This window comes from Citrobacter sp. Cf088 (assembly GCF_030334295.1).
GTDB lineage: Bacteria > Pseudomonadota > Gammaproteobacteria > Enterobacterales > Enterobacteriaceae > Citrobacter > Citrobacter freundii.
The window spans coordinates 250,049-274,985 of the sequence record NZ_JAOWEE010000052.1; the positions used below are offsets into that span (position 1 = coordinate 250,049).

The window sequence follows — 24,937 nt, forward strand, 5'->3', positions numbered from 1 at the left end:
GGGACGTAACGTAATAAGATGTCTGACAGTGCTGGCGTCGCTGTGGATGCTAAGCGGCGCGGTCAGGGCGCAGACATGGAACATTGGCGTTTTGGCGATGCGCGGGGAAGTCTCCACACGTAATCATTGGCAGCCGCTGGAAACCTTGTTGAATCAGCAAATCCCCGGCGAACAGTTTCATATTCAACCTCTGGATCTGCACCAGATGCAGGAGGCGGTGAATCGTGGAACGGTGCAGTTTGTTGTCACTAATCCGGCGCAGTTTGTTCAGCTAAACAGCCGTTCTGCGCTGCGCTGGCTGGCGTCGCTACGCTCCACCCGTGGTGGGAAAGCCACCAGTAACGTGATCGGCAGCGCGATCCTCGTCAGACGCGACAGCGGGATAACCTCCCCACACGATCTGATCGGCAAAACGGTTGGCGCCATTGATGCTCAGGCGTTTGGCGGCTATTTGCTGGGATATAAAGCGCTCAGTGATGCCGGTCTGCGCCCTGAACGCGATTTACGTCTGACGTTTACCGGATTTCCCGCCGATGCCTTACTCTATTTATTACGTGAAAAAGCCGTGCAGGCGGTGATCGTGCCGGTGTGCCTGCTGGAAAAAATGGATGAAGAAGGCCTCATTCGTAAAACCGATTTTATGACCGTGTTGAACCATCCGACCTCAATTCCCTGTCTGACCAGTACACCGCTCTATCCTGACTGGTCATTTGCCGCACTACCTGCAGTGAGTGACGAGCTGGCCGATCGCGTCACGCGGGTGTTGTTCAATGCACCGCAAAACGCGACATTTCGCTGGGGAGCGCCCGCCTCGACCCGCGAGGTGGAAGCGTTGTTGCGCGATGTCCGCCAGCATCCGCAGCAGCGTCAGCTGTGGCTGGATGTCAAAAGCTGGTTTATTCAACATCGGCTGGCGATGGGAGCGGCGACCATCGTGCTGTTGTTGCTGACGCTCAACTACATCTGGGTAATGCTGTTGGTTCGCCGACGCGGCAGGCAGCTAGAGCGGAACAACGTGTTGTTGCACAAACAGGAACAGGCGCTGGAGACTGCCCGACAAATGAGCGTGCTGGGGGAGATGACCTCCGGTTTTGCCCATGAGCTCAATCAGCCGTTGTCAGCTATCCGCCATTATGCCCAAGGCTGTCTGATTCGCCTGCGCGGTCAGGATGAACAGCATCCGTTGCTGCCCGCGCTTGAGCACATCGACACCCAGGCACAAAGGGGGGCCGATACGCTGCGCAATCTCCGGCAGTGGGTCAGCCAGGCACAGGGCAATCCGGTACTTCCCGATGACTGGCAAGCCATCAACGTTCACGATGCTATCCATCACGTCTGGCAATTACTGCGCATGCCCCAGCAATTCCCGGCGGTAACGCTGCACACACAGGTCAGCAAGGCGTTAACATTGACGCTGCCAAGCGTTCTTCTTGAGCAGGTGCTGGCCAATCTGGTACTCAATGCCGCCCAGGCAGGGGCTACCACAGTTTGGTTTAGCGCCCTGCATAAGGATGGTGGTGTGAGTATTCAGGTGCAGGATAATGCCGGAGGCATTGACGAGACTCAGTTGTATCAGGCGTTTCAGCCGTTTATGACCACTCGCAAAGAAGGCATGGGACTAGGACTGGTCATTTGTCAGCGACTGGTGCGCTACGCAAACGGAGATATTGAGATCAACAATCAGCAGGCCCCGGACGGAAAAGCGGGGGCGAGAGTGACATTATATTTTAAACCAAATCGGGAAGGAGGCCTTAGTGGCGATAATTCATCTGCTGGATGACGACATTGCCGTCACCCAGGCCTGCGCGTTTTTATTGGAAAGTCTGGGATATGACGTGTCTTGCTGGGAGCAAGGTGAGAAATTCCTCGCCGAGGCAAATCTGCACCAGGTGGGTGTACTGCTGCTGGATATGCGTATGCCGGTACTGGATGGGCACGCTGTGCATGAAATCATGCGTCAGAAAGCAAGCACGCTGGCGGTGGTCTTTCTCACCGGGCATGGCGATGTGCCGATGGCGGTTGAGCAAATGAAACGTGGCGCGGTCGATTTTTTGCAAAAACCGGTGTCAGCCGTGCCGCTTCAGGCAGCATTAGAACATGCCTTGCAGGTCTCGGCAGCGGCGTTCTCGCGACAAGAGATCATCTGCTGCTATCAACAACTTACGCCAAAAGAACGGGAACTGGCGCATCTGGTAGCAAAAGGATTAATGAATCGGGAAATTGCTGATGCCATGAATATTGCCGTGCGTACGGTTGAAGTGCACCGGGCGCGGGTGATGGAAAAAATGCAGGCGGGAAGTCTTGCTGAGCTTGTAAATCGACTTCAGAGAGTTCAGTAGAATGATGACATTTCTTTGATTTTCATTGAATTTTGTCTAAATCCTCAGAGTGATATATGCTGTTGGTTTGAGTTAATGACGAGCGGGCAAAAATGGGAAATCAGACGAAAGACGACGAGTTGTACCGTGAAATGTGCAGAGTAGTCGGTAAAGTAGTGCTGGAAATGCGCGATCTGGGACAAGAGCCTAAGCATATCGTCATTGCGGGAGTACTGAGAACCACCCTTGCTAACCAGCGTGTGAAGCGCAGTGAGTTAGAAAAACAGGCTATTGAGACCGTAATTAAAGCATTGGCCGGATAATCCGCAAAAAGAGGGCGGTAGTTTCTCTCGCCGTCCTCTTATTCTCATTACGTTAATCTATCAATAATTATAATTTAGTGTTGCAATTAACGCTATCCAACTCGCTATATATTTAATTGTATATCGGATAATATATAAAATATATATGAGAGTGGAGTCACAAATATTTGCAATACATATGAAGTGCTATTTCAATTTATCTTAATGATAATAAATCTCACTCCGCATTAATTATATCCCTTCCGTTTTTTAATTGATGACGATCAAGACTATGTATGCTGAATAACCACATTATTTCTGTGCCTAACCCTAAAGGATTAGATTCATTCAGTTTAACCACCGTCATTTATGCGATCAGGTTAGGGCAAAAATTTACGTGTTGTTGGCAACATTAACCGCCCGATATGGCTTGAGCTGCGTTGGTTTAAATTAGCCTGAAGGTGTTGCTACCACAGCATTTGCGAAGAGGATGCGAAATAAATGAACCAGGTTGATCGTCCATTTTTAGATTGTGGTTTAACGCGACTAGAATTTCTGCGGATATCAGGAAAAGGACTGGCGGGATTAACGATTGCTCCCGCGCTGTTATCCCTTTTTGGTTGTAAGCAGGAAGATGTCGATAGTGGGACTGTTGGGCTTATCAATACGCCTAAAGGGGTTCTGGTGACCCAGCGAGCTCGCTGTACGGGCTGTCACCGCTGTGAAATTTCCTGTACCAATTATAACGATGGTGCGGTGGGTACCTTCTTTTCCCGGATAAAAATCCATCGCAATTTCTTCTTTGGCGATGATGGTGTCGGGTCCGGTGGTGGGCTGTATGGCGATTTAAACTATACCGCTGATACCTGCCGGCAATGCAAAGATCCGCAGTGTATGAAGGTCTGCCCAATAGGTGCAATTACCTGGAAACAGGAAGACGGTTGTATTGCGGTGGACCACAAACGCTGTATTGGCTGTAGCGCGTGTACCACAGCCTGCCCGTGGATGATGGCGACCGTAAATACCGAAACGAAAAAGTCCTCAAAATGTGTGTTATGCGGGGAATGCGCCAATGCTTGTCCGACTGGGGCATTAAAAATTATCGAGTGGAAAGATATTACTGTTTGATAGATAGCAGGCATACCTGATTCGCGCCATTAATTGCCAAAAATACCGCAGTTTTGGATAAAAAAGCTGCCTGAAGAATGGCGGGTATATCTATTAAACCTTCTTGCAAAGGAAAACATGATGGCTAATGGTTGGACAGGTACTATTTTACGGGTCAATCTCACCACGGGTAATATCACCCTTGAAGATTCCAGTAAATTTAAAAAATTTGTCGGTGGGATGGGCTTTGGTTATAAAATTATGTACGACGAAGTCCCGCCAGGCACCATGCCTTTTGATGAAGGGAATAAGCTGGTTTTTGCCACCGGACCATTAACGGGTTCTGGCGCTCCCTGTAGCTCCCGCGTCAATATCACCTCCTTATCGACATTTACCAAAGGCAATTTAGTCGTGGATGCCCATATGGGGGGATTCTTTGCCGCGCAAATGAAATTCGCCGGTTACGACGCCATTATTATTGAAGGCAAGTCCGCATCACCGGTCTGGATCAACATTAAAGACGATAAGGTTAGCATCGAAAAAGCCGATTTCCTGTGGGGTAAGGGGACGCGCGCCACAACTGAAGAAATTTGTCGCATCACCAGCCCGGAAACCTGCGTCGCCGCGATAGGCCAGGCAGGGGAAAATCTGGTGCCGCTCTCCTGCATGATCAACAGTCGCAACCACAGCGGCGGAGCTGGTACCGGCGCAGTAATGGGCTCGAAAAACCTGAAGGCTATTGCGGTAGAAGGGACCAAAGGCGTCAATATTGCCGATCGCAAAGAGATGAAACGGCTCAATGACTACATGATGACCGAGCTCATCGGCGCTAACAACAACCACGTTGTGCCAAGCACCCCGCAGGCCTGGGCAGAATACTCTTCGCCAAACTCGCGCTGGACAGCCCGTAAGGGACTGTTCTGGGGCGCAGCAGAAGGCGGACCAATCGAAACCGGGGAAATCCCGCCGGGCAACCAAAATACGGTAGGTTTCCGTACCTATAAATCGGTGTTCGATCTGGGGCCAGCCGCAGAAAAATACACGGTCAAAATGAGCGGCTGTCATTCATGCCCTATTCGTTGTATGTCACAGCTCAATGTTCCGCGGGTGAAAGATTTTGGCGTGCCGAGTACCGGCGGCAACACTTGTGTGGCGAACTTTGTGCACACCACCATTTTCCCCAATGGCCCGAAAGATTTTGACGATAAAGACGATGGGCGCGTGGTGGGAAACCTGATTGGTCTGAACCTGTTTGACGATTACGGTATCTGGTGTAACTACGGCCAGTTGCACCGTGATTTTACTTATTGCTATTCGAAAGGCGTCTTTAAGCGCGTACTGCCGGCTGAAGAGTATGCGGAGATCCGCTGGGATCAGTTGGAAGCGGGTGATCCTAATTTTATTAAAGACTTCTACTATCGGTTGGCGCATCGCGTGGGGGAACTCAGTCACCTTGCGGACGGCTCGTATGCCATTGCTGAACGCTGGGATTTGGGCGAAGAGTACTGGGGTTATGCCAAAAATAAACTGTGGTCGCCGTTCGGTTTTCCTGTTCACCATGCGAACGAGGCTTCAGCGCAGGTGGGGGCGATCACTAACTGTATGTTTAACCGTGACTGCATGGCGCACACCCATATCAACTTCATCGGTTCCGGTTTGCCGTTGAAATTGCAGCGCGAAGTGGCGGGCGAGCTGTTTGGTTCACAGGATGCCTACGATGAAACCAAAAACTACACCCCGATCAATGCAGCCAAGATCAAATATGCCAAATGGACGCTGCTGAAAGTCTGTCTGCATAACGCGGTTACGTTGTGTAACTGGGTTTGGCCGATGACGGTTTCACCACTCAAGAGCCGTAACTATCGCGGAGACTTGGATCTGGAAGCGAAGTTCTTCCAGGCAGTCACCGGTGATGAAACCACGCAGGCGAGTCTGGATCTGGCCGCTGAACGCATCTTTACTTTGCATCGTGCTTATACGGTCAAACTGATGCAAACCCAGGATATGCGCAATGAGCACGATCTCATCTGCTCCTGGGTATTCGATAAAGATCCGAAGATCCCGGTCTTCACTGAAGGAACCGACAAGATGGACAGGGAGGATATGCGTCAGTCATTGACGATGTTCTATCAGGAAATGGGCTGGGATCCAGAGCTGGGTTGCCCAACGCGTGAAACCCTGAACCGACTCGGACTTGAAGACGTGGCAGCTGATTTGGCGGCGCAAGATCTGTTGCCAGCGTAAGGAACGTGAGATGACTAACGTGAGCAACGTTCTGGCACCCGTAGAGGCGCTTCCTGACGAGGTTGATAGTCAAAAGAGACACTGGCTACAGGCCTTTCACTCGCCGGTAGAACAGGTGACTGCGCCGCAGGTTCAGGATCCTGCCAGCCCGGAGTCGATTGTGGCAGATTTTATCCGCCAGCATTCGGCATCCGGGCAATTGGTGGGGCGCAGCGTATTTCTGCAGCCACCTTATTCGGTCCCTGAAACCGATCTATCCGCGCTGCTGGATGCGCTGTGTCAGGACGCAATTAACGCGGATATCACCCGCGTGCAGGGCGCGGAAGATGTCTATTTCTACTCAACGCAAACCATGACGGCAAACTACGCCGACATGTGTGTGCAGGTGGTGGAAAACGACATCTGCCGTGCGATTGCCGAGGCGGTACGCTTCGACGGCCGCACGTATCCTCGCCCCTATAAGGTCGCCATGTTGACGCAACCGCCGTATAGCTTTGAATCTCAGCAGATTACAGCGGCGCTAACGGCTATGGAAACGCATCCCGATTACGCAGATATACGTACTGTGGAATCGTCAAATGCGGAACCTTATCTGTTTAGCGAACGTTTTATGAGTTATGGCAAAGCGTACGGCCTGTGTGAATGGCTTGAGGTTGAGCAGTATCAGAACCCCTGAATTATTCAGGTTGATGTCATGGAACGTGTGGACGACCACTGTCACAGTTTAGAGGATAACCCGATGTCCTTCACCCGACGAAAATTTGTCATTGGCATGGGGACGGTGATTTTTTTCACCGGCCCAGGTCAAAATCTGTTAGCGAGTACCAGGAGCCCTAAAGCCGTTCGTTACGTCATGATTCACGACGAATCACTGTGTAACGGATGTAATATCTGCGCGCGGGCCTGCAGGAAAACCAACCATGTTCCTGCCCAGGGCAGCCGTTTGTCGATAGCGCATATTCCAGTCTCAGACAACGACAACGAAACGCTGTATCACTACTTCCGTCAATCCTGCCAGCATTGTGATGATGCGCCTTGTATTGAGGTGTGTCCGACCGGTGCCTCCTGGCGGGATGAGAACGGTATTGTGCGAGTAGATACGTCTTCCTGTATCGGCTGCAGTTACTGTATTGGTGCGTGTCCTTATCAGGTTCGTTATCTCAACCCGCATACCAAAGTGGCGGATAAATGCGACTTTTGCGCTGAATCACGCCTGGCGAAAGGTTTTCCACCGATCTGTGTTAACGCTTGCCCGGAACATGCGCTGATTTTTGGGCGTGAAGATAGCCCGGAAATTCAAACCTGGTTGCGAGAAAACAAGTATTACGAATATCAACTTGCAGGCGCCGGGAAACCCCATCTGTATCGTCGGTTCGGTCAACATTTGATTAAAAAGGAAAATGTATGAACGCGTCGCAAAATGCCGAACAGTTTCACGCCCAGCTTGCGCAGTTTGTTCCCCTGTTTTCACCGGACTACTGGCCCGTGTGGTTAGTCGTTGCCGGGTTAATGCTGGTGGGAATGTGGCTGGTGCTGGCGCTTCACGCCATGCTGCGCTTTCGGGCGGCACATAAAACGTCGGCAGGGCACGGTGAGAAGGTCTATTTATATTCGAAGGCTGTTCGTTTGTGGCACTGGTCAAATGCGCTGCTGTTTTTGCTACTTCTGGTCAGTGGCCTGGTCAATCACTTCTCTGCCGTCAGCGCACCGGTAATGAAAAGCCTGCTTACCGTTCATGAGGTTTGCGGCTTTTTGCTACTTGCCTGCTGGGTTGGTTTTGTGCTGATCAACCTGATTGGCGGCAACGGACATCACTATATTATTCAACGTCAGGGCTGGATCGCTCGCGCGCAAAGACAAACACGTTTTTACCTGTTTGGCATTATGCAGGGCGAGTCACATCCATTCCCGGCATCGCCGCGTTCTAAATTCAATCCGCTACAGCAGGCGGCCTACGTTGGTGTGATGTATGGGTTGCTGCCACTACTGCTGATTTCTGGGTTGTTATCGCTTTACCCGACGGTCGTCGGAGATCTGTTTCCTGGTGTGCGTTACTGGCTGCTTCAGGCGCACTTTGCGCTGGCAATTGTCAGTCTGTTTTTCATTTTTGGGCATCTTTATCTTTGCACTACGGGCCGCACGCCGGGCGAAACCTTCAAGTGTATGGTGGATGGCTACCACCGGCATTAAGCGATGATGATTACACGAAGTGACTTACGGGCCTGGCGTGTTGGGCCCGTCATGTATCGCTGGTTTCTACGTGCGTTTCCCGCAGGAGGAAGCTATGCCGATGTTCATCGCGCGCTCCAGCGGGAAGGGTATACCGATTGGGCAAATAGCCTGGTGGAATATGGCTGGTCGAAATGGCGGGAAGAGGCGAGTTTTGCTCAGCAGGATATTGACGCAATGGGGAATATTTCCTGTGAGCAAGCCGCGGAGGAAACCAGTCGTCCGTTGGCGAGTGCGGAAGATTATGCCCGATTTAGCAGTGCGGGTGACAACGTTAAAATTGCCAGCGCCGGGTATGCCGCACAGATCGCCAGTGCCGGTTACAGCGCACGGATTGGCAGTGTAGGCTATAACACGCATATCGGCAGTTCAGGCGATCGTGGGCGAATAGCGATTGCGGGAAATTCGGCGCGTATCAGCAGCGTGGGCGACGGAACGCGTATCGCCAGTACCGGCATGCGCGTACGCATCAGTTCGCTTGGCGACCGAAACCGGGTTGCCAGTAGCGGTGATTTAACCCAGGTAGCCTGTTTTGGCGCAGAGGCAAAAATCGCTAACTGCGCGGACAATATCCACATTATTGCCAGCGGAGAGAACGCCGTTGTTGCCAGTACCGGTACTGTAGATTCGATAACGCTCGGTCCCGGCGGATGTGCGGCGCTGGCTTATCACGATGGCGAGAGAATGCGCTTTGCGCTTGCCGTTGAAGGGGAAAAAAACATTCGGGCGGGCGTGAAATATCGGCTCAACGAAGACCATCAGTTTGTGGAATGTTGAGCCGAGAGGTCATTTTAGTGCGAAGCGGCGCTGGGTGATTTTCTCCAGGCTAAAGCACAGCAAGTAATAGACCAGTCCGGTAAAGATAAAAATGGCTGCCGGGTAGATTTGCACCCGGCTGTTAACCTGACCGGCAACCGTTGTGAGTTCCGGTACGTTAACGATAAATGCCAGTGACGTGTCCTTCAGTAGCCCAATGAAAATCCCCGTCAACGACGGCAGTACGTTACGCAGCACCTGCGGCAGCAAGATAAGCCACAGGGCCTGATCCGGGCGAAACCCCTGAACGACTGCCGCTTCATATTGCCCACCAGGCAGTGCGCTAATTCCAGCATACACCGAGTGCATCACCGAAGCGGCGGTGAACCATGCCAGCGCCAGCGTCACGGTGACGGCACCGGGCAGAACGCTTCCGGTCAGCATGGGTAGCAAATACCACATCCAGAAAATCACAAAGATGAGCGGAATGCCGCGAATAAATTCCGCCCAGATAAACAACCCGTTGCGAACCGCGCCTGGAAATCGCCAGGCGCAGCAGGCAAGAACGATCCCGCCAGGCAGCGCCAGCAAAGCCGCACCGATAGCCATCAGCAAAGTGAGCAGTACACCGCCGGGTTGCCCCTCAGCTACACGTCCCCACAGGAGATAGTCAAGATTGTCGGTAATGACCGAAATGTTAGCGATCATGCAGTATGCTCCTGACGCTGAAGATGCGCATTCTTACCTTTGACGATTTACCCGCCGCCGGCCGCGGCCCAAGACGCGTAAGCAACATACCCAGCACGATGCCGGTAAACAGATAGAGTGCGGTGCCAACGGCAAAGGCTTCCAGCGCGTGCGCGTTGTAGCTCTCAATTTGCCGTACCTGGTAGGTGAGCTCAGCAAATCCAATACCGCTGGCAAGCGAGGAAAGCTTCATCAGGTTGAGATATTGCCCAACAATGGGTTGCCAGGCGTTAGCCAGTCCCTGAGGCAGTAGAATGTGACGAAATATCGCCCAGGATGAAAACCCCTGCGCCACGGCAGCCTCGCGTTGTCCGGCAGAAACTGCCTGTAAACCTGAGGCGATCTCTTCGACCAAAAATGCTGAGGTAAATACGCCCAGTCCCCATGCTGAACAGATAAACTCCGGCGTTAACCACCAGACATCACCCGGCAGAATTGACCATGGATGATCAGCATTGATGAAGCTAATGACGTCACGGGGAAGCCAGTTCCATGCGGCAAAATACCAGAACATCAGTTGCACCAGTAAAGGGGTATTGCGAAACACCGAGATCCACACCCCGACCATCGTTTTAGCGAGACGATTGCCCGTCAGTCGCAGGCCGAGCAGTGAGATGGCAATGAGCGTGGCGAGCACGATACCTGCCAGCGTCACCCAAAGCGTGGTAAGAAAACCAGAAATTATCCATTGCAGGGGTTGCCCGCTCAGCACTCCCTGCCAGTCCATTGCATGCATTATGATGATGACTCCTGGTGTAACGGGTCGAGCACTTTTTTCAGGAAACGCTGGGTTCTCGGGTGCTGTGGTTGGACGAAAAAATCCTCCGGCGGGGCCACTTCAAGAATATCGCCACCATCGATGAAAACCACACGATCGGCAATCTCGCGGGCGAAATGCATTTCGTGGGTCACGACGATCATGGTGATACCGCTGTGGGCGAGATTTTTCATCACCTGCAATACCTCGCCGATCATTTCCGGATCCAGCGCGGAGGTGGGCTCATCAAACAGAATAATTTGCGGTGATGAAGCCAGTGCGCGGGCGATTGCCACGCGCTGCTGTTGTCCACCGGACAACTGTGCGGCATAGGCATTGGCTTTTTCCGCGAGTCCCACCTTTTCCAGCAACTCAAGTGCCCGACGATCCGCTTCCGTCTTATTCCAGCCGTGAACATATTCCAGCGCCAGCGCGATGTTTTGCAGTGCAGTCAGATGCGAATAGAGATTGAATTGCTGAAATACGAAACCGATACGGCTGCGTAGCTGGCGTAATGCCGCCCCGCGCAACTGGCTAATCGGTTTACCATCAATGAAGATTTCGCCATCGCTGAGCGACTCCAACTGGTTGATAAGACGTATAAGAGTGGACTTTCCAGAACCGGAAGGTCCCAGAATGGTCACCACTTCACCGGGCTCAACTGCCAGGTTGACGCCGTTAAGTACAGTTTGAGCGCCATACTCTTTAACCACATTGCGTAGTTCGACGCTCGCCTGACGCAAATGGGTAAAATCCGCAGCCGATGCTGCGGATCGATGAAAAAGGGCTGAGAGCATATTATTTGGCTTCTATTTTAAAGGCGCGGGCTTGTGGATTTTTGGTTTCAGGACCAAACCAGACATCATAAATTTTGGCCGCCTGCCCGGTAGATTCCAGCTTCAAAAGTTCATCGTTGACGGCTTTTAACAACGCTGGCTCACCTTTTTTCACCCCCACGCCAATCTCTTCTTTGCTCAACAGGTCCGGTAGAATTTTGAAATCTGCTTTATCCGGCGCACCGCCTAATAAACCGGCCAGAATCGTACTGTCCTGGGTGATGGCCTGAACATTGCCGTTGCGCAGTGCGGTTAACGCCAGCGGGATATCGTCATAGGCCAGTACGCGCGACTGCGGGAAGCGCTGATGCAGTGCCTGTTCACCAGTAGTGCCTTTTACCGCGCCGATGCGTGCTTTGCTGTATTGATCGAGCTTATCCGGAGATTTTGCTGGCACAAGGAACTGCTGGCCGGTAACAAAATAGGGGACGGAGAAATCTATTACCTGCGACCGCTCAGGCGTGATCGTGATATCCGCAACGATTAAATCGGCTTTACCAGATTGTAATAACGGAATTCGGTTTGCCGGATTGGTCGCCACCAGTTCCAGTTTTACACCAAGAGATTTAGCCAGCGCTTCGGCAAAATCGACGTCGTAGCCGACAATCTTATGCGTTTTGGCATCGATGGAGCCAAACGGTGGGTTCGCGTCAAATGTTGCGACTTTTACTACGCCTGCGGCTTTGATATCGGCCAGTTGGTCAGCCTGAGCCTGCGAGACGGTAAGTCCAGAGGCCAACAGCACGCCGAATGCCAGCAGTGTTTTTTTAGCGCGGTAAGTTTTCGTAGCCATCATTGTATGAAATCCCTGTAGTTTTTGGTTTGTGCTTTTTACGCTCCCATAACTTACGGTTGGGACAAAATAAGAAAAAATTCTTATCTATATACAAAATGTTATTAGTGAAGGATGTGTTAATAGCGGGTGAAAATAATGCATGAGTGAAAGGTAAAATAGTGCATAAGCCTGATAATAATTTGCATTTTGTTTATGTGTGAGGGCACGCTTGAATAAGATTGAGCTGTGCTAATGTACAGAAGGTTTACTGGAATACCCTCCAGACCTGTACCATATGTCACAACAGGTTTGGATTGGGGATAAGCATGCTGCGTAATAATTTTAACGATCTCTATTATCTCATTATCGTAGCGCGCGAGCGTAGTTTTACCCGGGCAGCGGCAAAACTTGGGGTTTCGCAATCCGCGCTAAGCCATGCGATTCGCGGGCTTGAAGAACGGCTGGATGTACGGCTTCTCACCCGCACCACGCGCAGCGTTGCGCCGACCGAAGCCGGAGAACGGCTTATCCCAGCCGAAAACAGCATACTGCTGCCTTTGCGCAACTGATTGAGGCCTTACGGTATACGGGCTGAAGTGGGGGGTTAACAGGCAATAAAAAACCGGCATTGCACCGGTTTGTAAATCAAATTTTGCAGGCGTCGCCGCAGTCATTATCAGCAATAATTTCCTGCGCTTTCTTGTCTGCATCTTCCAGACGTTCAGCGTTACGCTCTTGCGCTTCTTCCAGTCCATCAAAGACCAGATTATCGAGATCAATTTCCATCATTCACCTGCTCAGGTTCAGCGTTTAACATCACGTTATTATATTGCAAAAATGTTGCTTAACAGCAGCGATTCTTGCTACTTAGCATCGTCCCTAAATCAGTTGCGTATATTTTTCCGGCAGCGTGGCCCACAAATGGCGGTTTGCCGCGCTAAGTATAATATCGCGCATGCATTCACGCGCCGTAACGCCCTGGCGTAGGCGTATTGCTTCCAGTAACAGGCGATGCTGCTCAACAGCGTGTTCTGTTTCCCGCACTGATGACTCCTGCGTCTGTTTAAACGACAGCATCATGGCAGCTGAAAGTGCGTTGCCAATCGACATCAAAAATGCGTTATGACAGGACTTGAGTAGTGCGGTGTGAAAGGCTAGATCGCCTTCCTCAAATAGCGCAATCTGATCCTGCTGCTGTCCGCGTAACATCAGGGTCCAGGCTTCTTCAATGGCAGCTAAATCGCGGGCTGTCGCGTTGGCGGCGGCCAGAAAGGCGGCGTTAGGTTCAAACATCAGGCGCGTGACCACCAGTTGCTCGGCGACATCAGGTGAAATACCCACTTCCTCCATCCAGCCCAGCACGTCCGTATCCAAAAAACTCCAGAGTTCGCGCGGATTGACCGTACTGCGCCGCTTAGCCTGGATAGACAGCAAACCTTTTGCTGACAGAACATGCAGCGCGTTTCGTACAGAGGTCCGAGATGCCGAATATTGCACGGCAAGCTCATTTTCGCCGGGGAGCATCTCCCCATCGCTCAGGGTTCCGCGGATGATTTTCATCGCCAGATCGCGGGTGATCGTTTCAGAGATGCTGGCCAGGGAGGTCGTCATAGTCTGCCTTGAAAATTTGAGAGTTCCTCATTGTACGCACAAAACAAAGCGTTACGAATACAAAACAACAATTCTTGTCCTTTCAGATAGCGAAATAAAACGTTTTGTTTCACTTCACGATCGCGCTCACAGATCGCCCGGGTAAAATTAACTACATTCTTGTCATACAAGATTTGATAATTGAGGTTACAAGATGAAAGGGGAGTGGATCGCAATCGACTGGGGAACGTCGAATTTCCGCGCATGGTTAATGGCAGGAGATGATGTGCTGGACAAACGCAATGCCAGCTACGGCCTTCTCCATGTCGAGCCGGGGCAGTTTGATGCGACGTTAAAAATGTTACTTGGTGAGTGGATTGCTGAGGGAACGCCAATGGTTGCAATGGCTGGGATGGTGGGTTCGCAGCAGGGCTGGTATCAAGTTGACTATTGTTCGGTACCCGCCAGTGCCGATAGCCTGCTTGCGCACAGTAAAAGTTTCACGACTTCTTGGGGCAGCAAAGCATGGATTATTCCTGGATTGCGTAAATCCCCCCGTGGTGGCATGCCTGATGTAATGCGCGGTGAAGAGGTTCAGCTACTGGGACTGTCTTTACTCGAAGGCATCGATAATTTCCAGGCGATTCTACCCGGCACACACAGTAAACACGCCCGGATGCAGCAGAGACAGATCGTTGATTTTTCGACTTATATGACCGGCGAGCTTTTTCAGGTGATGATTTCGCACTCGCTGCTTGGCCGTGGCCTTCCTGATGCGGCGGCTGATGACAGCGCATTTTTACTCGGGGTGGAAGCATCCCGACGCCACGCGGCGCTAAGCCAACTCCTTTTTTCTACCCGAACGTTGCGTCTATCGGGTGAATTATCTGCTGAATCAGTCAGTGACTATCTCTCCGGTTTGCTGATCGGATTGGAGTTTTCCACTGACAACATCAGTCCTGTCTGGCTGGTGGGTAGTGCGGCATTAACTCGCCGCTATCAGATGGCTGCCAACGCATTTGGTATTCAGACACGCTGCGTCGAGGGCGATCGCTGTTTTATCGCCGGAATGCAGTTTCTTCAACAACGTCTAACAGAGAAACGCTATGGATAGTTTTGACTTTGCCACGATGTGGCAGAAAACGCCGCTTCCGATGATCGCGATTTTACGCGGTCTGAGGCCAGGGGAAGCAGCGGAAATTGGTGATGTATTGCTGGAGGCGGGCTTTACCTGGCTGGAAGTACCGCTAAATTCACCGCGCGCGTTGGATTCAATCTCGCTGCTACGCGAACGCGTCGGCATGCGTGCTATCGTCGGAGCGGGTACGGTACTGACGACAGAGCAGGTTGATAGCGTCGTCGATGCGGGCGGGCAGGTAATTATCTCGCCAAATATGAATCCCTCAGTGATCCGGCGCAGCAGAGATCGAGGGGCTATCAGTTTACCGGGCGTCGCCACGCCGAGCGAAGCGTTTACTGCCCTGGAAGCTGGGGCCAGCGGTCTGAAATTTTATCCTGCGGAAATGATCTCCCCGGACATACTGCAGGCTATGTGCGTGGTATTGCCGCCTCACGTAGTTTGCATGCCGGTCGGTGGTGTTTCTGCCGAGGCACAACAACTACAAAGATGGTGCGAGGCGGGAGCGAAAGGTTTTGGTTGTGGCGGCGGTTTATACCGCGCGGGCACAGAGTGCGAACAGGTTCGGCATAACGCGTTGGCCTATGCTCAGGCATGGCAACAGGTTAATAGCAGAGCGCAGCGCCAATAACAACTTAAGAGGCTGAAAGATGAATACGCGTACCCTCGATATTGAAAATAAAAATGCGGTTTATCGTAAAGTGACCCGACGGCTGATCCCGTTTTTAATCCTGTGTTATTTTTTCGCATATCTCGATCGTGTAAACGTAGGCTTCGCCAAACTCCACATGCAGGATGCGCTTAATCTTAGCGATACAGTGTATGGAATTGGCGCAGGTATCTTTTTTATCGGTTACTTTATTTTTGAAGTACCAAGCAACTTGTTGATGCAGCGTTTTGGTCCCCGTTTCTGGATTGCGCGCATCATGGCCAGTTGGGCAGTGTTGTCGGCACTGACGATGTTCGTTACCACGCCAACACAGTTCTACGTTGTGCGTTTTTTACTTGGTGTAGCAGAGGCCGGTTTCTTCCCTGGTATTGTTTACTATTTAACCCTGTGGTTTCCCTCATGGCGTTCGGCGCGCACGCTCGGGCTGTTTATTCTGGTGACGCCGCTATCCACAATTATCGGTAGTCCGCTCTCAGGCCTGATCCTGAAAATGTTTGAAGGTGTCGGCCATCTGCATAACTGGCAGTGGTTATTCCTGGTAGAGGCAATCCCTTCATTCCTGTTGGCCTTCGTGGTGCTGCGTTATCTTGATAACGACGTGAAATCGGCGAAGTGGTTATCTGATGATGAAAAAGCGTTGATTGAGCAAGATCTGCAAAAAGATCAGCTTGATAAAGTCGCCGCTAACGCGGGAATGCCGCAGCATAGTTTGTCCGCCATGTTCCGTAATCGCTTCGTCTGGCTGCTGGCGCTGATTTTCTTCAGTTTCAACATTGGCTATTACGGTATTAATTTCTGGCTTCCGTCGATTATCAAAAGCTCTGGCGTACAGGATGATTTTGCTATCGGTCTGCTGGCAGCGGTGCCCTATATCTTCGGTGCGGTCTGCATGTTGTGGAATAGCCGTCACTCCGATCTGAAACAAGAACGCCGCTGGCACATTGCGATTCCGGCGATAGTCGGGGCCATTGGTCTGACGTTCAGCGCGCTAAATGAAGGCTCCACGTTCTGGATGATGGCATGGATTTGCGTAGCCATGTCCGGCACGTTATCGCTGATTCCCACCTATATTAGCCTGCCAGGTACATTGCTTTCCGGCACGGCAGCGGCGGCAGGTATCGCGTTAGTGAACTCTATTGGCAATCTGGCTGGCTTCTTTGGCCCAACCGTTCTTGGCTGGCTGAAAGACACTACCGGCAGCACCAGCAGCGGACTGTATATTCTGGCGGGATTTCTGGTGCTTTGCGCACCGCTTATTTTCCTCATTCCGGCACGATTGATTAACCCTCGCGATCGTCAAGCCACGAAACCGGCAGAAAACAACGTATTAACGAAAAGAGGTCATATATGAGCAGTTGTGGCAGCGGGTGTGCAGGTTGCGGTGGCGAACACTTCAATCCGATCCTCAGTGGTGATGACGGTGCTTTAAAGCGCGCCTTGTATAAATCGATGGGTCATACGGACGAGCAGTTGCGTCGTCCCGTAATTGCTGTAGTGAATAGCTATACCAATGCGACGGCAGGACACGCCAATTTGAATGAACTGACCGCACATGTGTTAAAAGGCATTGATGAAGCAGGCGGAGTGGGGATGGTGTTTGGCACCATTGCCCCTTGCGATGGCATTGCCGAAGGACACCTGGGTATGCGCTATATTCTGGCGGCGCGCGAAATCATCGCCAGTTCGATCGAAGTAATGATGCGGGCCCACCGCTTCGATGGCATGGTGTTGCTGGGATCGTGCGACAAAATTGTCCCCGCTATGCTGATGGCTGCTGCGCGCCTTGATATTCCTGCTATTTTGGTGAACGGTGGGCCAATGTATCCCGCCGAATACAAAGGTAAACACTGGGACGGCAATATCGTCACCGAAGCAATTGGCTGGAAACGTCGCGGTGAAATTGATGAGGCCGAGTTCCGTCATATTGAAGATATTGCCGAACCGGGGCACGGCTCCTGCACCATGTACGGTACCGCCAATACGATGTGCTGTATTGCGGAAGTGCTGGGTATGAGCTTGCCTGGTAGTAGTATGCTGCCCGCAATTTCACGCGAACGCCGCGAGTGCGCCTTTGCGACAGGAATGACCGCGGTGGATCTGGTAAAGCGCGGTGTGAATGCGCGACAAATTATTACACGCGAATCAATCCGCAATGCGATGGCCTATCTGTTGGCGACAGGCGGCTCCACCAACGCCATTCTCCATCTGCAGGCTATTTATTATGAAGCCGAGCTGGGTCATCTGCCGCTGGCTGAATTTGATGAGCTAAGTCATCAGGTGCCACTGGTTGCTTCGCTCTATCCGGCATCTGAATACGATATGATCGATTTTTGGGAGGCCGGGGGTGTTGCGGCAGTTGAAAAAGAGATCGCTAATTTACTGGATCTCAATTGCCTGACGGTTAACGGACAGAAAAAAGGGGAATGGCTAATGAATGTTCCCTCTACTCGGCGCCCGGAAGTTATCCATACTCTGGCCATTCCGGTACGTAATGAGTCGGGGGTTGCTGTGCTACACGGCAACCTGTCACCGATGGGATGTGTAGTGAAACCCGCTGCTGTTCCGGACCATTTAATGGTCTTTACCGGGCCTGCGGTGGTGTTCAACAGCGAAGATGAGGCCGTTGAGTCCATTCTCTCCGGTGATATTCAGTCGGGTAGTGTATTGGTTCTGCGCTATGAAGGACCAAAGGGCGGACCGGGTATGCCGGAGATGTACAAACCGATGAAATTCCTTGAAGGAATGAATCTCTCTGACTCCTGTGCGTTGATCACCGATGGGCGTTTTTCCGGTTCGAACCGCGGGTTGTTCGTGGGACATATTTCTCCAGAAGCCAGCGACGGCGGGGTACTGGCATTGGTGGAAACGGGTGACTCAATCAGTATTGATATTCCGCAGCGTACATTAACGTTGAATGTAGCGGATGCTGTGCTGGATGAGCGTCAAAAAAGCTGTCATCTGGTGCATAAAGAGGTACCTCGTGGATTCTTGCGACTTTATCGTCGTTGGGCGCTACCGGCGGCGCAAGGCGCGGTACTGGCGGACAGAGAGGATTTGTCATGACAACGGTTACAAAAATTCAGGGCGTTAATCCCATTGTAGCAATGCCGTTTACGCCACAGGGTGAAGTCGATTTTACGAGTTTTCGCCGTCTGCTGGCCCACCTTTCGGACGTGGGTGTTAACGGACTGACGCTGTTTGGTATTGCCAGTGAGTTTCCAAAGCTTGACGACAGCGAACGGTTGCAGTTGGCGGAAATTTTTATTGCTGAATTAGCGAATAAAAGAGTATTTCGTACGCTGTCGGTCACCGACCACAGCACCGATCTGGCTGTTCGCCGTGCGCGGCGGTATCAGAGTATGGGGGCCGACGCACTGATGCTGCTTCCGCCGTTCTTCCTTCAGCCGTCTCTTGCCAGCGTACAGGCGCATATCGCGGCAGTGCTGGAGGCCGTGACCATTCCTGTAATGGTGCAGTATGCGCCGGGAGAAACCGGATTTCCGGTCACCGCAGCTCAACTTGCTGAGATGGCTAAACGCTATCCACATGCAGTGTTTAAGATTGAATGCAATCCACCAGTGGATTACACCCGTGAGTTTCTGCAGCAGGCACCAGAGGCCCATGTGCTAAACGGTTATGCCGGTTTGTATATGCTTCAGATGCTTGAGGTAGGGGGCAAAGGTGTAATGCCTGGCTGCTCATTTAGCGAAATTTATGTGCGAATTTATCGTTACTGGCTGGCAGGGGAGCATCAACAGGCGGCGCAATTACATGAGGCACTATTACCGTACATTCAGCGCTGGATGCAGCACTGTGAGTATATTATCCAGGTTGAAAAGACAATATTACAACGACGCGGGATTATCGCTGATGATTATTGCCGAAAGCCGGGTTGGTCATTAACGAATGACGATGTAAGCCACATCGATAATTTCATTTCGCAGTTCAATTTATCGGCATGAGTAATACGAAATAGAGGTATGAGCAAAACGTTTTAACCGTATGCTATGCACCGGATCGAAAATCTTGATCCGGTGCAACTGTACTATGCCTAAAAGCATCATTTCTGTGTCTTCACCACCTCTCACATTAAATCTAATTGTTAATTATATGTTTCCATTTTATCGCAAGCCCCCGATTTTGTAGCAATGTGACGCGCGATCATTTTTAACAAATCTGCGACAAAATCACTATACATATAACTTAATATCTTTTATACATTAATTGTTCAACCCTGCGACTATTCCACAAAAGAGAAAGCTATATGGAACAGATACCTGATAAGAAAAACGATAATTTTCAAAAAGATGGCAAAGAACAGTTCAATAGATCGATCGGTTTAATTTCAAACTTCGCGTTGGGTTTTACCTACCTGTCGCCGCTTACCGCCGTCTATTCGCTGTTTGCGCTGGCCGTAACGCTGGCGGGGCCGCCTGCAGTATGGTGGATTTTAATCGTCGCATGCGGGCAACTTTTGGTGGCGCTGGTGTTTGGTGAGGTCGCTTCCCAGTATCCGATAACCGGCGGACTTTACCCTTGGGCCAGAAGGTTGTGGGGCAAGAAATATGCGTGGATCGCCGCCTGGATCTACCTGTGGGCACTGGTGGTCACCATTACGTCGATCGCGGAATATACATCAACGTTTGTTGAATCACTCTTCCACTATGGTCAGACTCCAGCCACGATGTTGGTGACTTCCGTTCTGCTGCTGCTGTTGATGATGGCGGTTAATATGTCCGGGACTAAAAATCTGGCCCGGGTGGCGAAAATTGGTTTCTGGTGTGAAATTGTCAGCGTGATCGCGCTGGGGATTTATCTGCTGATTTTCCACCGTTCGCAGCCGTTCTCTGTAATTTTTGACTCGATGGGTGTGCTGGCTCATGACGGCAGCTATTCCACCGCATTTATGTCTGCTGCGCTGATGGGACTGTTTATGTTCTTTGGCTTTGAGGCCTGCGGTAACGTTGCGGAAGAGGTGCAGAATCCCAGTAAAAAGATCCCAGTGGCGATGATTTTAAGCATCGTATTCGGCGCGATTTCCGCCATTATTTCTGTTATGGGTTATCTGCTGGCTTCACCGAATCTGGTCAGCATCGTGAATGGCAAAACGTCCGATCCGATCCCGGCAATCCTTAATGAAGCGCTGGGCGAAACCGGCGCGACTGTCTTTATCGTCGTCGCGATTATCGCCATGTTGTCGTGCATTTTGTCTCTCCAGGCTGCGTTAAGCCGTCTTATCTTTTCTTTCTCCCGCGACAGAATGCTGCCGGGAAGTGAATGGATGGCCAAAATCTCTAAAAATGGTGTTCCGGATAATGCCATGGTCGTCAGTTGCCTTCTGCCAGTGATCATCTGTGTTTGGGTTTATTTCCAGCCAGATAACCTGTCACGTATCACCGCGTTTGCTGTTATCGGGATTTACATCTCGTTCCAGATGGTTGTGCTTGCCGCGCTGCGTCAGCGCCTGAAAGGCTGGAAACCGGCGGGGGAGTGGACCATTGGCGGTTGGGGGGTAATCGTGAATGTGCTGGCGTTAGCTTACGGATTGTGCGGGATCTGGTTACTGGCGCAACCGGCAGACAGCAGCGACTTCATTGACCGTTGGACGGTCCTGTTCGGCCTGGCGATTGTCGTTGGCTCGGGACTTATTTATATGTTCCTGACCCGTCCGTTTGGTCGTTCAGCGGCGCCGGAAAACGACGCCATTGCGTACGCCAGTAAGCTCAATATGGGGCAGGATAACTAAAAACTAAGGGCCTTCGGGCCCTTAGTTTTGATAGTGATAAAGGATAAAGTAGTCGCTCTGATACACCACGGTACTATTTGCAGGTGACAGCAATTCACCCACGCGAAAACGTGGCCAACTGGAGAAAATGATCCTGTTTTCCAGATTGGTCAGAATCACATAATCAGGATGAGCGCAGGAGAGCAGTTCGGCTTCTATCTGACTGACCAGCAAATCGACCGCGGCAACACCGAGAAACTGGTCGTTGTAGTAGACCGGGACGGCTGACGTTAGGGTATAGGAGATATTGCAAATATAGTCGACGTAGGGACCGTGGATATAGGCTTTGCCAGCCGGAGGAGAATGCTTAAACCACTCAAAGGTTCTGAAATCCAGTCGTTGTTGTGTGGCCTGATCCAAATCCAGATGCGCCTGGCTCAAACCATTATCTTTCTTATACCACCACTCCAGCAACCAGTACTCTTTTGTGTTTGCGGTGCTCTCAATATGGCTGGCGAATCCCGCCCCTGAACAGTAATGGTTGTCACTGAGCGTGCGCTTGATGTGCTGTTGAACGGTGGATCTTACTGATGGGTCGAGAACGACCTCGGCTGAGGCCTTTTGTACCCCTGAAATCGCCTCATGGATGCTCCTCGCTAGCGCAACGGTAGAATCTACGGTAGAAACAGTAATGTCATCAATTTTACGGATTAATGCGCTTAGGGATGTCGAAGAGCTCATTGTCTGTCCTGCCTTCACTGATTGTCAGTTCGAGTTATATTTCAGCTTTTTTTCAATAAGGTAGTAGGTAAACGTGTCGATGATCCGTGTGGCAAACTGTACTGACTCTGCCTCGTTGTGAGCAGCCAGTGCATCGGCCAGCGCTGAATAAAGCGCGATAATTTCCGCATGAATACTGTCTGTGCGATAAAGTATCGCCACAAGTGATGCCCATTCAGCCTGAACTTGCAGCTCCTGATTGGCCAGTCGCGCTGAATGCGAACTGGCAGCAATCGCCAGCAGACAACGCATATCGGCCTGGGTCATCAGCTCAGGTGAGTTTGCCTTTCTGAGTACCTCGACAAACTCGCGAAATTTGGCGATATCCGCACCGGTCATCCGTCGGGAAGCCAGCCTCGCGCTATGGCTAATAATGGCGCAATGCATTTCACCCAGATCAGACAGATAATCCGTACTGATCGCTTTGAACGGGTGTAGGGCGCTATTTTTTCCATCGATATTTTCGCAGACGAAGCTCCCGCCATTACGACCGCGAACCGTATGGATAAGATTATTAGCCCGAAGCGTGTTTAGCGCTTCTCTGATAGTGATATGTGAGACACCCATCATTTTTGCCAAATCAGTTTCGTTGGGAAGCTGTTCTTTTGGCTCCAGCAACCCCGTGATAATGGCATTTGAAAGGCGCTGGACTATCTGGTCTGAACGACTGACCTGCCCGATAGGCGCAAATATGACCGCGTGAGTAATCATAATCTTTTCTGTACTCAATTCCCTGAAACAACGACCATTTTTAACACATGCCCGTCGGGCAAGGAAGGTAAGAATGGCCGAGTTATTTTACATGCCTGGGCGCAACGTCACTGCACAAGCGGATGTGTGTCCCGATAACCTCATGATGAGCTGAGCATAACGCGTCAGCTGGCAATGAAAAGCCTTACCTTACAAATGTGAAAATTAAGTTAAAAATGCGAGGCTTATCATAGTGTCAATGTTGCGCATTTGAAAAAATTTTACAATATATATATTACATAAGATTCTTTATGTATTAATTGGCAGGAGACAAGCATGAAAACCCTGAAGCATTTTATTAATGGGCACTATGTAGCAGGCAGCAGCGAAGATAGCTTCGAACTGGTGAGTCCGGTTGACGGTGAAACATACGCAATTTCTCCTAACGCTAACGAGGCGGAGGTAGAGCAAGCCTACTCAGCAGCGGAAGCGGCGTTTAGCATCTGGAGAAAATCGACGCCAGTACAGCGGCAAAAGGCGTTATTGCTGCTGGCCGATGAGATTGAACGCAACGTTGAGTGGCTGGTAACCGCGCAAAGTCAGGAAACCGGTCAGCTTCGCCATTTTATTGAGAAAGAGGAGATTGCGGCATCCTGCGATGCCATCCGCTTTTTTGCTGGCGCGGCGCGCTGTCTTGAAGGGAAGGCGGCCGGAGAATATTCCGCCGGGTTTACATCGACCATCCGTCGTGAACCGCTGGGTATCGTTGGGCAAGTTACGCCGTGGAACTACCCGTTCATGATGGCGGTGTGGAAGATTGCACCAGCGCTGGCGGCAGGCAACACGGTCGTGTTAAAGCCAAGCGACACCACACCAGTTAGTACGCTGCTGTTGGCTGAACTGGCAGCACCATTGTTCCCGAGAGGGGCGTTTAACGTCGTGTTGGGCAAAGCCAGCACCGGTTCGCTGGTGGTTTCAAACCCGAAGGCTTCACTGGTTTCGATTACCGGTTCGGTTCGCGCGGGTTTGCAGGTTGCGGCTTCGGCGGCGGCAAACCTGACCAGAGCACATCTGGAATTGGGTGGAAAAGCGCCTGCAGTCGTGTTCGCCGATGCGGATATGGACAAGGCGATAGCGACAATCACTACGGCAGGCTTTTTTAATGCCGGGCAGGATTGCACAGCGGCTACGCGGATCCTGGTAGAGCAATCCATCTATGCTGAGTTTCTGGAAAAACTGATCCAGAAAACAAAAAGTATCAAATTTGGGCCGCCAGAAGATCAGAATGCGCTGTACGGCGCATTGAATAGCCGGAATCAACTGGAGCAGGTGAAAGGTTTTATTGAGCGTTTACCGGCACATGCAAAAATTGAAACCGGTGGGCGCGCCGGGCCAGGTCCGGGCTTCTATTTTGAGCCGACGATTGTCTCCGGATTGCATCAAAATGATGAAGCTATTCAGCATGAAGTATTTGGTCCGGTAATGACCATTCAGTCGTTTTCTACTGACGAAGAGGCACTACACAAAGCGAATGATGTGGAGTATGGTCTTGCCGCCAGCGTCTGGACCCGTAACCATGGTCGCGCGCAGCGCTTCAGCATTGACCTCGATTTTGGCACGGTGTGGATTAACAATCACATTCCTCTGTGTGCCGAAATGCCGCACGGCGGGTTCAAAAAATCGGGTTATGGCAAAGATCTCTCATCCTATTCGCTCGAAGAATACACTCGGGTGAAACATATCATGTGTGACATTTCTGAATAGAGAGGATTACGATGAAAACAGTAAAAATTGCGGTGCTTTCATTAGTGATGCTCTCGGGCTATAGCTTTGCAGAAAGTACATCGCTGAGTACCGTAAAAGAATATATGGCGGCGTGGAATGCGCATGATGCTTCGCGAGCCGCTCAATATCTTGCGGATGATGCGGTTTATTATGATGCCGCCGCGGGAGAACCGATAAACGGCAGAGAAAAAGCGGAAAAAGAGGTTATCGGCGCTTTTATTAAGGCGGTGCCAGATCTTAGCTGGAAAATGGTTGGAAAACCCGTCTACGACGAAGACACCGTGGCATTTCGTTGGGAGTTTTCAGGCAAAAATAGTGGTGAATGGGCAGGGAGTCCGCCGACAAATAATCCGATCAAATTTGAAGGCGTCAGCTATATTCATGTTAAAGCAGGAAAAATCACCTGGCAGGGTGATTATTATGATTCTAAAAAACTGGATGAAGAGTTAAAGCCAGTGAAGTAGTCGGTTGTGCCCCTTTATAACTAA

General features: G+C 51.2%; 25 protein-coding genes and 1 pseudogene. 18 read left to right on the plus strand and 8 right to left on the minus strand.

What is annotated here, in order from left to right; all coding sequences use genetic code 11:
* The first annotated feature begins 46 nt into the window (after nt 1-46).
* From ttrS to ydhT, 9 genes are all read left to right on the plus strand, one after another.
* Nucleotides 47-1,780, plus strand: a complete 1,734-nt coding sequence (gene ttrS, locus OGV71_RS12535) for a tetrathionate respiration histidine kinase TtrS (protein WP_204584313.1) — start codon at nt 47-49, stop codon at nt 1,778-1,780.
* Nucleotides 1,755-2,339 carry a tetrathionate respiration response regulator TtrR gene (ttrR, locus tag OGV71_RS12540; RefSeq protein WP_016150153.1) on the plus strand — a complete coding sequence of 195 codons (585 nt, stop codon included), beginning with the start codon at nt 1,755-1,757 and terminating at the stop codon, nt 2,337-2,339. Before ttrS ends, ttrR begins: the two co-directional genes overlap by 26 nt.
* A 92-nt stretch (nt 2,340-2,431) precedes the next feature.
* Nucleotides 2,432-2,641 (plus strand): fumarate hydratase FumD, encoded by a 210-nt coding sequence (gene fumD, locus OGV71_RS12545; protein ID WP_003029345.1) that lies wholly within the window; start codon nt 2,432-2,434, stop codon nt 2,639-2,641.
* A gap of 480 nt (nt 2,642-3,121) precedes the next feature.
* The gene (locus OGV71_RS12550; protein ID WP_003029338.1) at nt 3,122-3,748 is read left to right on the plus strand and encodes a ferredoxin-like protein; all 627 of its coding nucleotides are present in this window, start codon (nt 3,122-3,124) and stop codon (nt 3,746-3,748) included.
* Nucleotides 3,749-3,868: 120 nt separating this feature from the next.
* Entirely contained in the window at nt 3,869-5,971 is a 2,103-nt protein-coding gene (locus OGV71_RS12555) for an aldehyde ferredoxin oxidoreductase (RefSeq protein ID WP_177712983.1), read from the plus strand.
* A gap of 10 nt (nt 5,972-5,981) precedes the next feature.
* Nucleotides 5,982-6,647: a YdhW family putative oxidoreductase system protein gene (locus OGV71_RS12560; protein ID WP_086504224.1), complete on the plus strand. Its 666-nt coding sequence runs from the start codon at nt 5,982-5,984 to the stop codon at nt 6,645-6,647.
* 63 nt (nt 6,648-6,710) lie between these two features.
* Entirely contained in the window at nt 6,711-7,379 is a 669-nt protein-coding gene (locus OGV71_RS12565) for a 4Fe-4S dicluster domain-containing protein (RefSeq protein WP_003029332.1), read from the plus strand.
* Nucleotides 7,376-8,161 carry a thiosulfate reductase cytochrome B subunit gene (phsC, locus tag OGV71_RS12570; protein ID WP_204583629.1) on the plus strand — a complete coding sequence of 262 codons (786 nt, stop codon included), beginning with the start codon at nt 7,376-7,378 and terminating at the stop codon, nt 8,159-8,161. Before OGV71_RS12565 ends, phsC begins: the two co-directional genes overlap by 4 nt.
* A 51-nt stretch (nt 8,162-8,212) precedes the next feature.
* A complete protein-coding gene (ydhT, locus tag OGV71_RS12575) occupies nt 8,213-8,977 on the plus strand; it encodes a protein YdhT (protein ID WP_369700982.1) in 765 nt (254 codons plus the stop codon).
* A 9-nt stretch (nt 8,978-8,986) separates the two neighbouring features.
* On the opposite strand, the gene OGV71_RS12580 is transcribed toward ydhT, so the two are convergent.
* From OGV71_RS12580 to OGV71_RS12595, 4 genes are read right to left on the minus strand one after another with little or no spacing between them, the layout of a single operon-like run.
* A complete protein-coding gene (locus tag OGV71_RS12580) occupies nt 8,987-9,664 on the minus strand; it encodes an amino acid ABC transporter permease (protein ID WP_204583627.1) in 678 nt (225 codons plus the stop codon).
* On the minus strand, nt 9,654-10,439 hold the full coding sequence (locus OGV71_RS12585; RefSeq protein WP_204583625.1) for an amino acid ABC transporter permease: 786 nt from the start codon (nt 10,437-10,439) through the stop codon (nt 9,654-9,656). The genes OGV71_RS12580 and OGV71_RS12585 overlap by 11 nt, the downstream gene beginning before the upstream one ends.
* A complete protein-coding gene (locus tag OGV71_RS12590) occupies nt 10,439-11,257 on the minus strand; it encodes an amino acid ABC transporter ATP-binding protein (RefSeq protein ID WP_003029322.1) in 819 nt (272 codons plus the stop codon). The genes OGV71_RS12585 and OGV71_RS12590 overlap by 1 nt, the downstream gene beginning before the upstream one ends.
* Before the next feature lies 1 nt (nt 11,258).
* Nucleotides 11,259-12,092 (minus strand): ABC transporter substrate-binding protein, encoded by an 834-nt coding sequence (locus OGV71_RS12595; RefSeq protein WP_003029319.1) that lies wholly within the window; start codon nt 12,090-12,092, stop codon nt 11,259-11,261.
* Nucleotides 12,093-12,397: 305 nt separating this feature from the next.
* On the opposite strand from OGV71_RS12595, the pseudogene OGV71_RS12600 reads away from it, so the two are divergent.
* Nucleotides 12,398-12,601 (plus strand): annotated as a pseudogene (locus OGV71_RS12600) (LysR family transcriptional regulator); the annotation flags it as partial.
* A 115-nt stretch (nt 12,602-12,716) separates the two neighbouring features.
* Here OGV71_RS12600 and OGV71_RS12605 read toward each other — a convergent pair.
* The gene (locus OGV71_RS12605) at nt 12,717-12,857 is read right to left on the minus strand and encodes a hypothetical protein (protein ID WP_003832695.1); all 141 of its coding nucleotides are present in this window, start codon (nt 12,855-12,857) and stop codon (nt 12,717-12,719) included.
* Between the two features lie 93 nt (nt 12,858-12,950).
* On the minus strand, nt 12,951-13,682 hold the full coding sequence (locus OGV71_RS12610; RefSeq protein ID WP_071697197.1) for a FadR/GntR family transcriptional regulator: 732 nt from the start codon (nt 13,680-13,682) through the stop codon (nt 12,951-12,953).
* A gap of 193 nt (nt 13,683-13,875) precedes the next feature.
* On the opposite strand from OGV71_RS12610, the gene OGV71_RS12615 reads away from it, so the two are divergent.
* The 6 genes from OGV71_RS12615 to OGV71_RS12640 all read left to right on the plus strand — a co-directional run bounded on the left by OGV71_RS12615 (nt 13,876) and on the right by OGV71_RS12640 (nt 21,215).
* Complete coding sequence (locus OGV71_RS12615) at nt 13,876-14,775, plus strand: 2-dehydro-3-deoxygalactonokinase (RefSeq protein WP_071697196.1); 900 nt, start codon at nt 13,876-13,878, stop codon at nt 14,773-14,775.
* Nucleotides 14,768-15,430, plus strand: coding sequence for a 2-dehydro-3-deoxy-6-phosphogalactonate aldolase (locus OGV71_RS12620; RefSeq protein ID WP_194857758.1), 663 nt, complete (start codon nt 14,768-14,770; stop codon nt 15,428-15,430). Before OGV71_RS12615 ends, OGV71_RS12620 begins: the two co-directional genes overlap by 8 nt.
* A 19-nt stretch (nt 15,431-15,449) precedes the next feature.
* Nucleotides 15,450-16,820, plus strand: a complete 1,371-nt coding sequence (locus OGV71_RS12625; RefSeq protein ID WP_130714695.1) for an MFS transporter — start codon at nt 15,450-15,452, stop codon at nt 16,818-16,820.
* On the plus strand, nt 16,817-18,532 hold the full coding sequence (gene ilvD, locus OGV71_RS12630) for a dihydroxy-acid dehydratase (protein ID WP_086504217.1): 1,716 nt from the start codon (nt 16,817-16,819) through the stop codon (nt 18,530-18,532). Before OGV71_RS12625 ends, ilvD begins: the two co-directional genes overlap by 4 nt.
* On the plus strand, nt 18,529-19,431 hold the full coding sequence (locus OGV71_RS12635; RefSeq protein WP_286533391.1) for a dihydrodipicolinate synthase family protein: 903 nt from the start codon (nt 18,529-18,531) through the stop codon (nt 19,429-19,431). The genes ilvD and OGV71_RS12635 overlap by 4 nt, the downstream gene beginning before the upstream one ends.
* Nucleotides 19,432-19,733: 302 nt before the next feature.
* A complete protein-coding gene (locus OGV71_RS12640) occupies nt 19,734-21,215 on the plus strand; it encodes an APC family permease (protein ID WP_121571709.1) in 1,482 nt (493 codons plus the stop codon).
* A gap of 21 nt (nt 21,216-21,236) precedes the next feature.
* Here the strand turns inward: OGV71_RS12640 and OGV71_RS12645 are convergent, their stop codons facing one another.
* Nucleotides 21,237-21,935 carry a cache domain-containing protein gene (locus tag OGV71_RS12645; protein WP_003029308.1) on the minus strand — a complete coding sequence of 233 codons (699 nt, stop codon included), beginning with the start codon at nt 21,933-21,935 and terminating at the stop codon, nt 21,237-21,239.
* A gap of 24 nt (nt 21,936-21,959) precedes the next feature.
* Nucleotides 21,960-22,685 (minus strand): FadR/GntR family transcriptional regulator, encoded by a 726-nt coding sequence (locus tag OGV71_RS12650; RefSeq protein WP_003029304.1) that lies wholly within the window; start codon nt 22,683-22,685, stop codon nt 21,960-21,962.
* Between the two features lie 315 nt (nt 22,686-23,000).
* On the opposite strand from OGV71_RS12650, the gene OGV71_RS12655 reads away from it, so the two are divergent.
* Both OGV71_RS12655 and OGV71_RS12660 read left to right on the plus strand, forming a co-directional pair.
* Nucleotides 23,001-24,428 (plus strand): gamma-aminobutyraldehyde dehydrogenase, encoded by a 1,428-nt coding sequence (locus OGV71_RS12655; RefSeq protein ID WP_204583623.1) that lies wholly within the window; start codon nt 23,001-23,003, stop codon nt 24,426-24,428.
* A gap of 11 nt (nt 24,429-24,439) precedes the next feature.
* Complete coding sequence (locus tag OGV71_RS12660) at nt 24,440-24,913, plus strand: ester cyclase (RefSeq protein ID WP_204583621.1); 474 nt, start codon at nt 24,440-24,442, stop codon at nt 24,911-24,913.
* Nucleotides 24,914-24,937 lie beyond the last annotated feature (24 nt).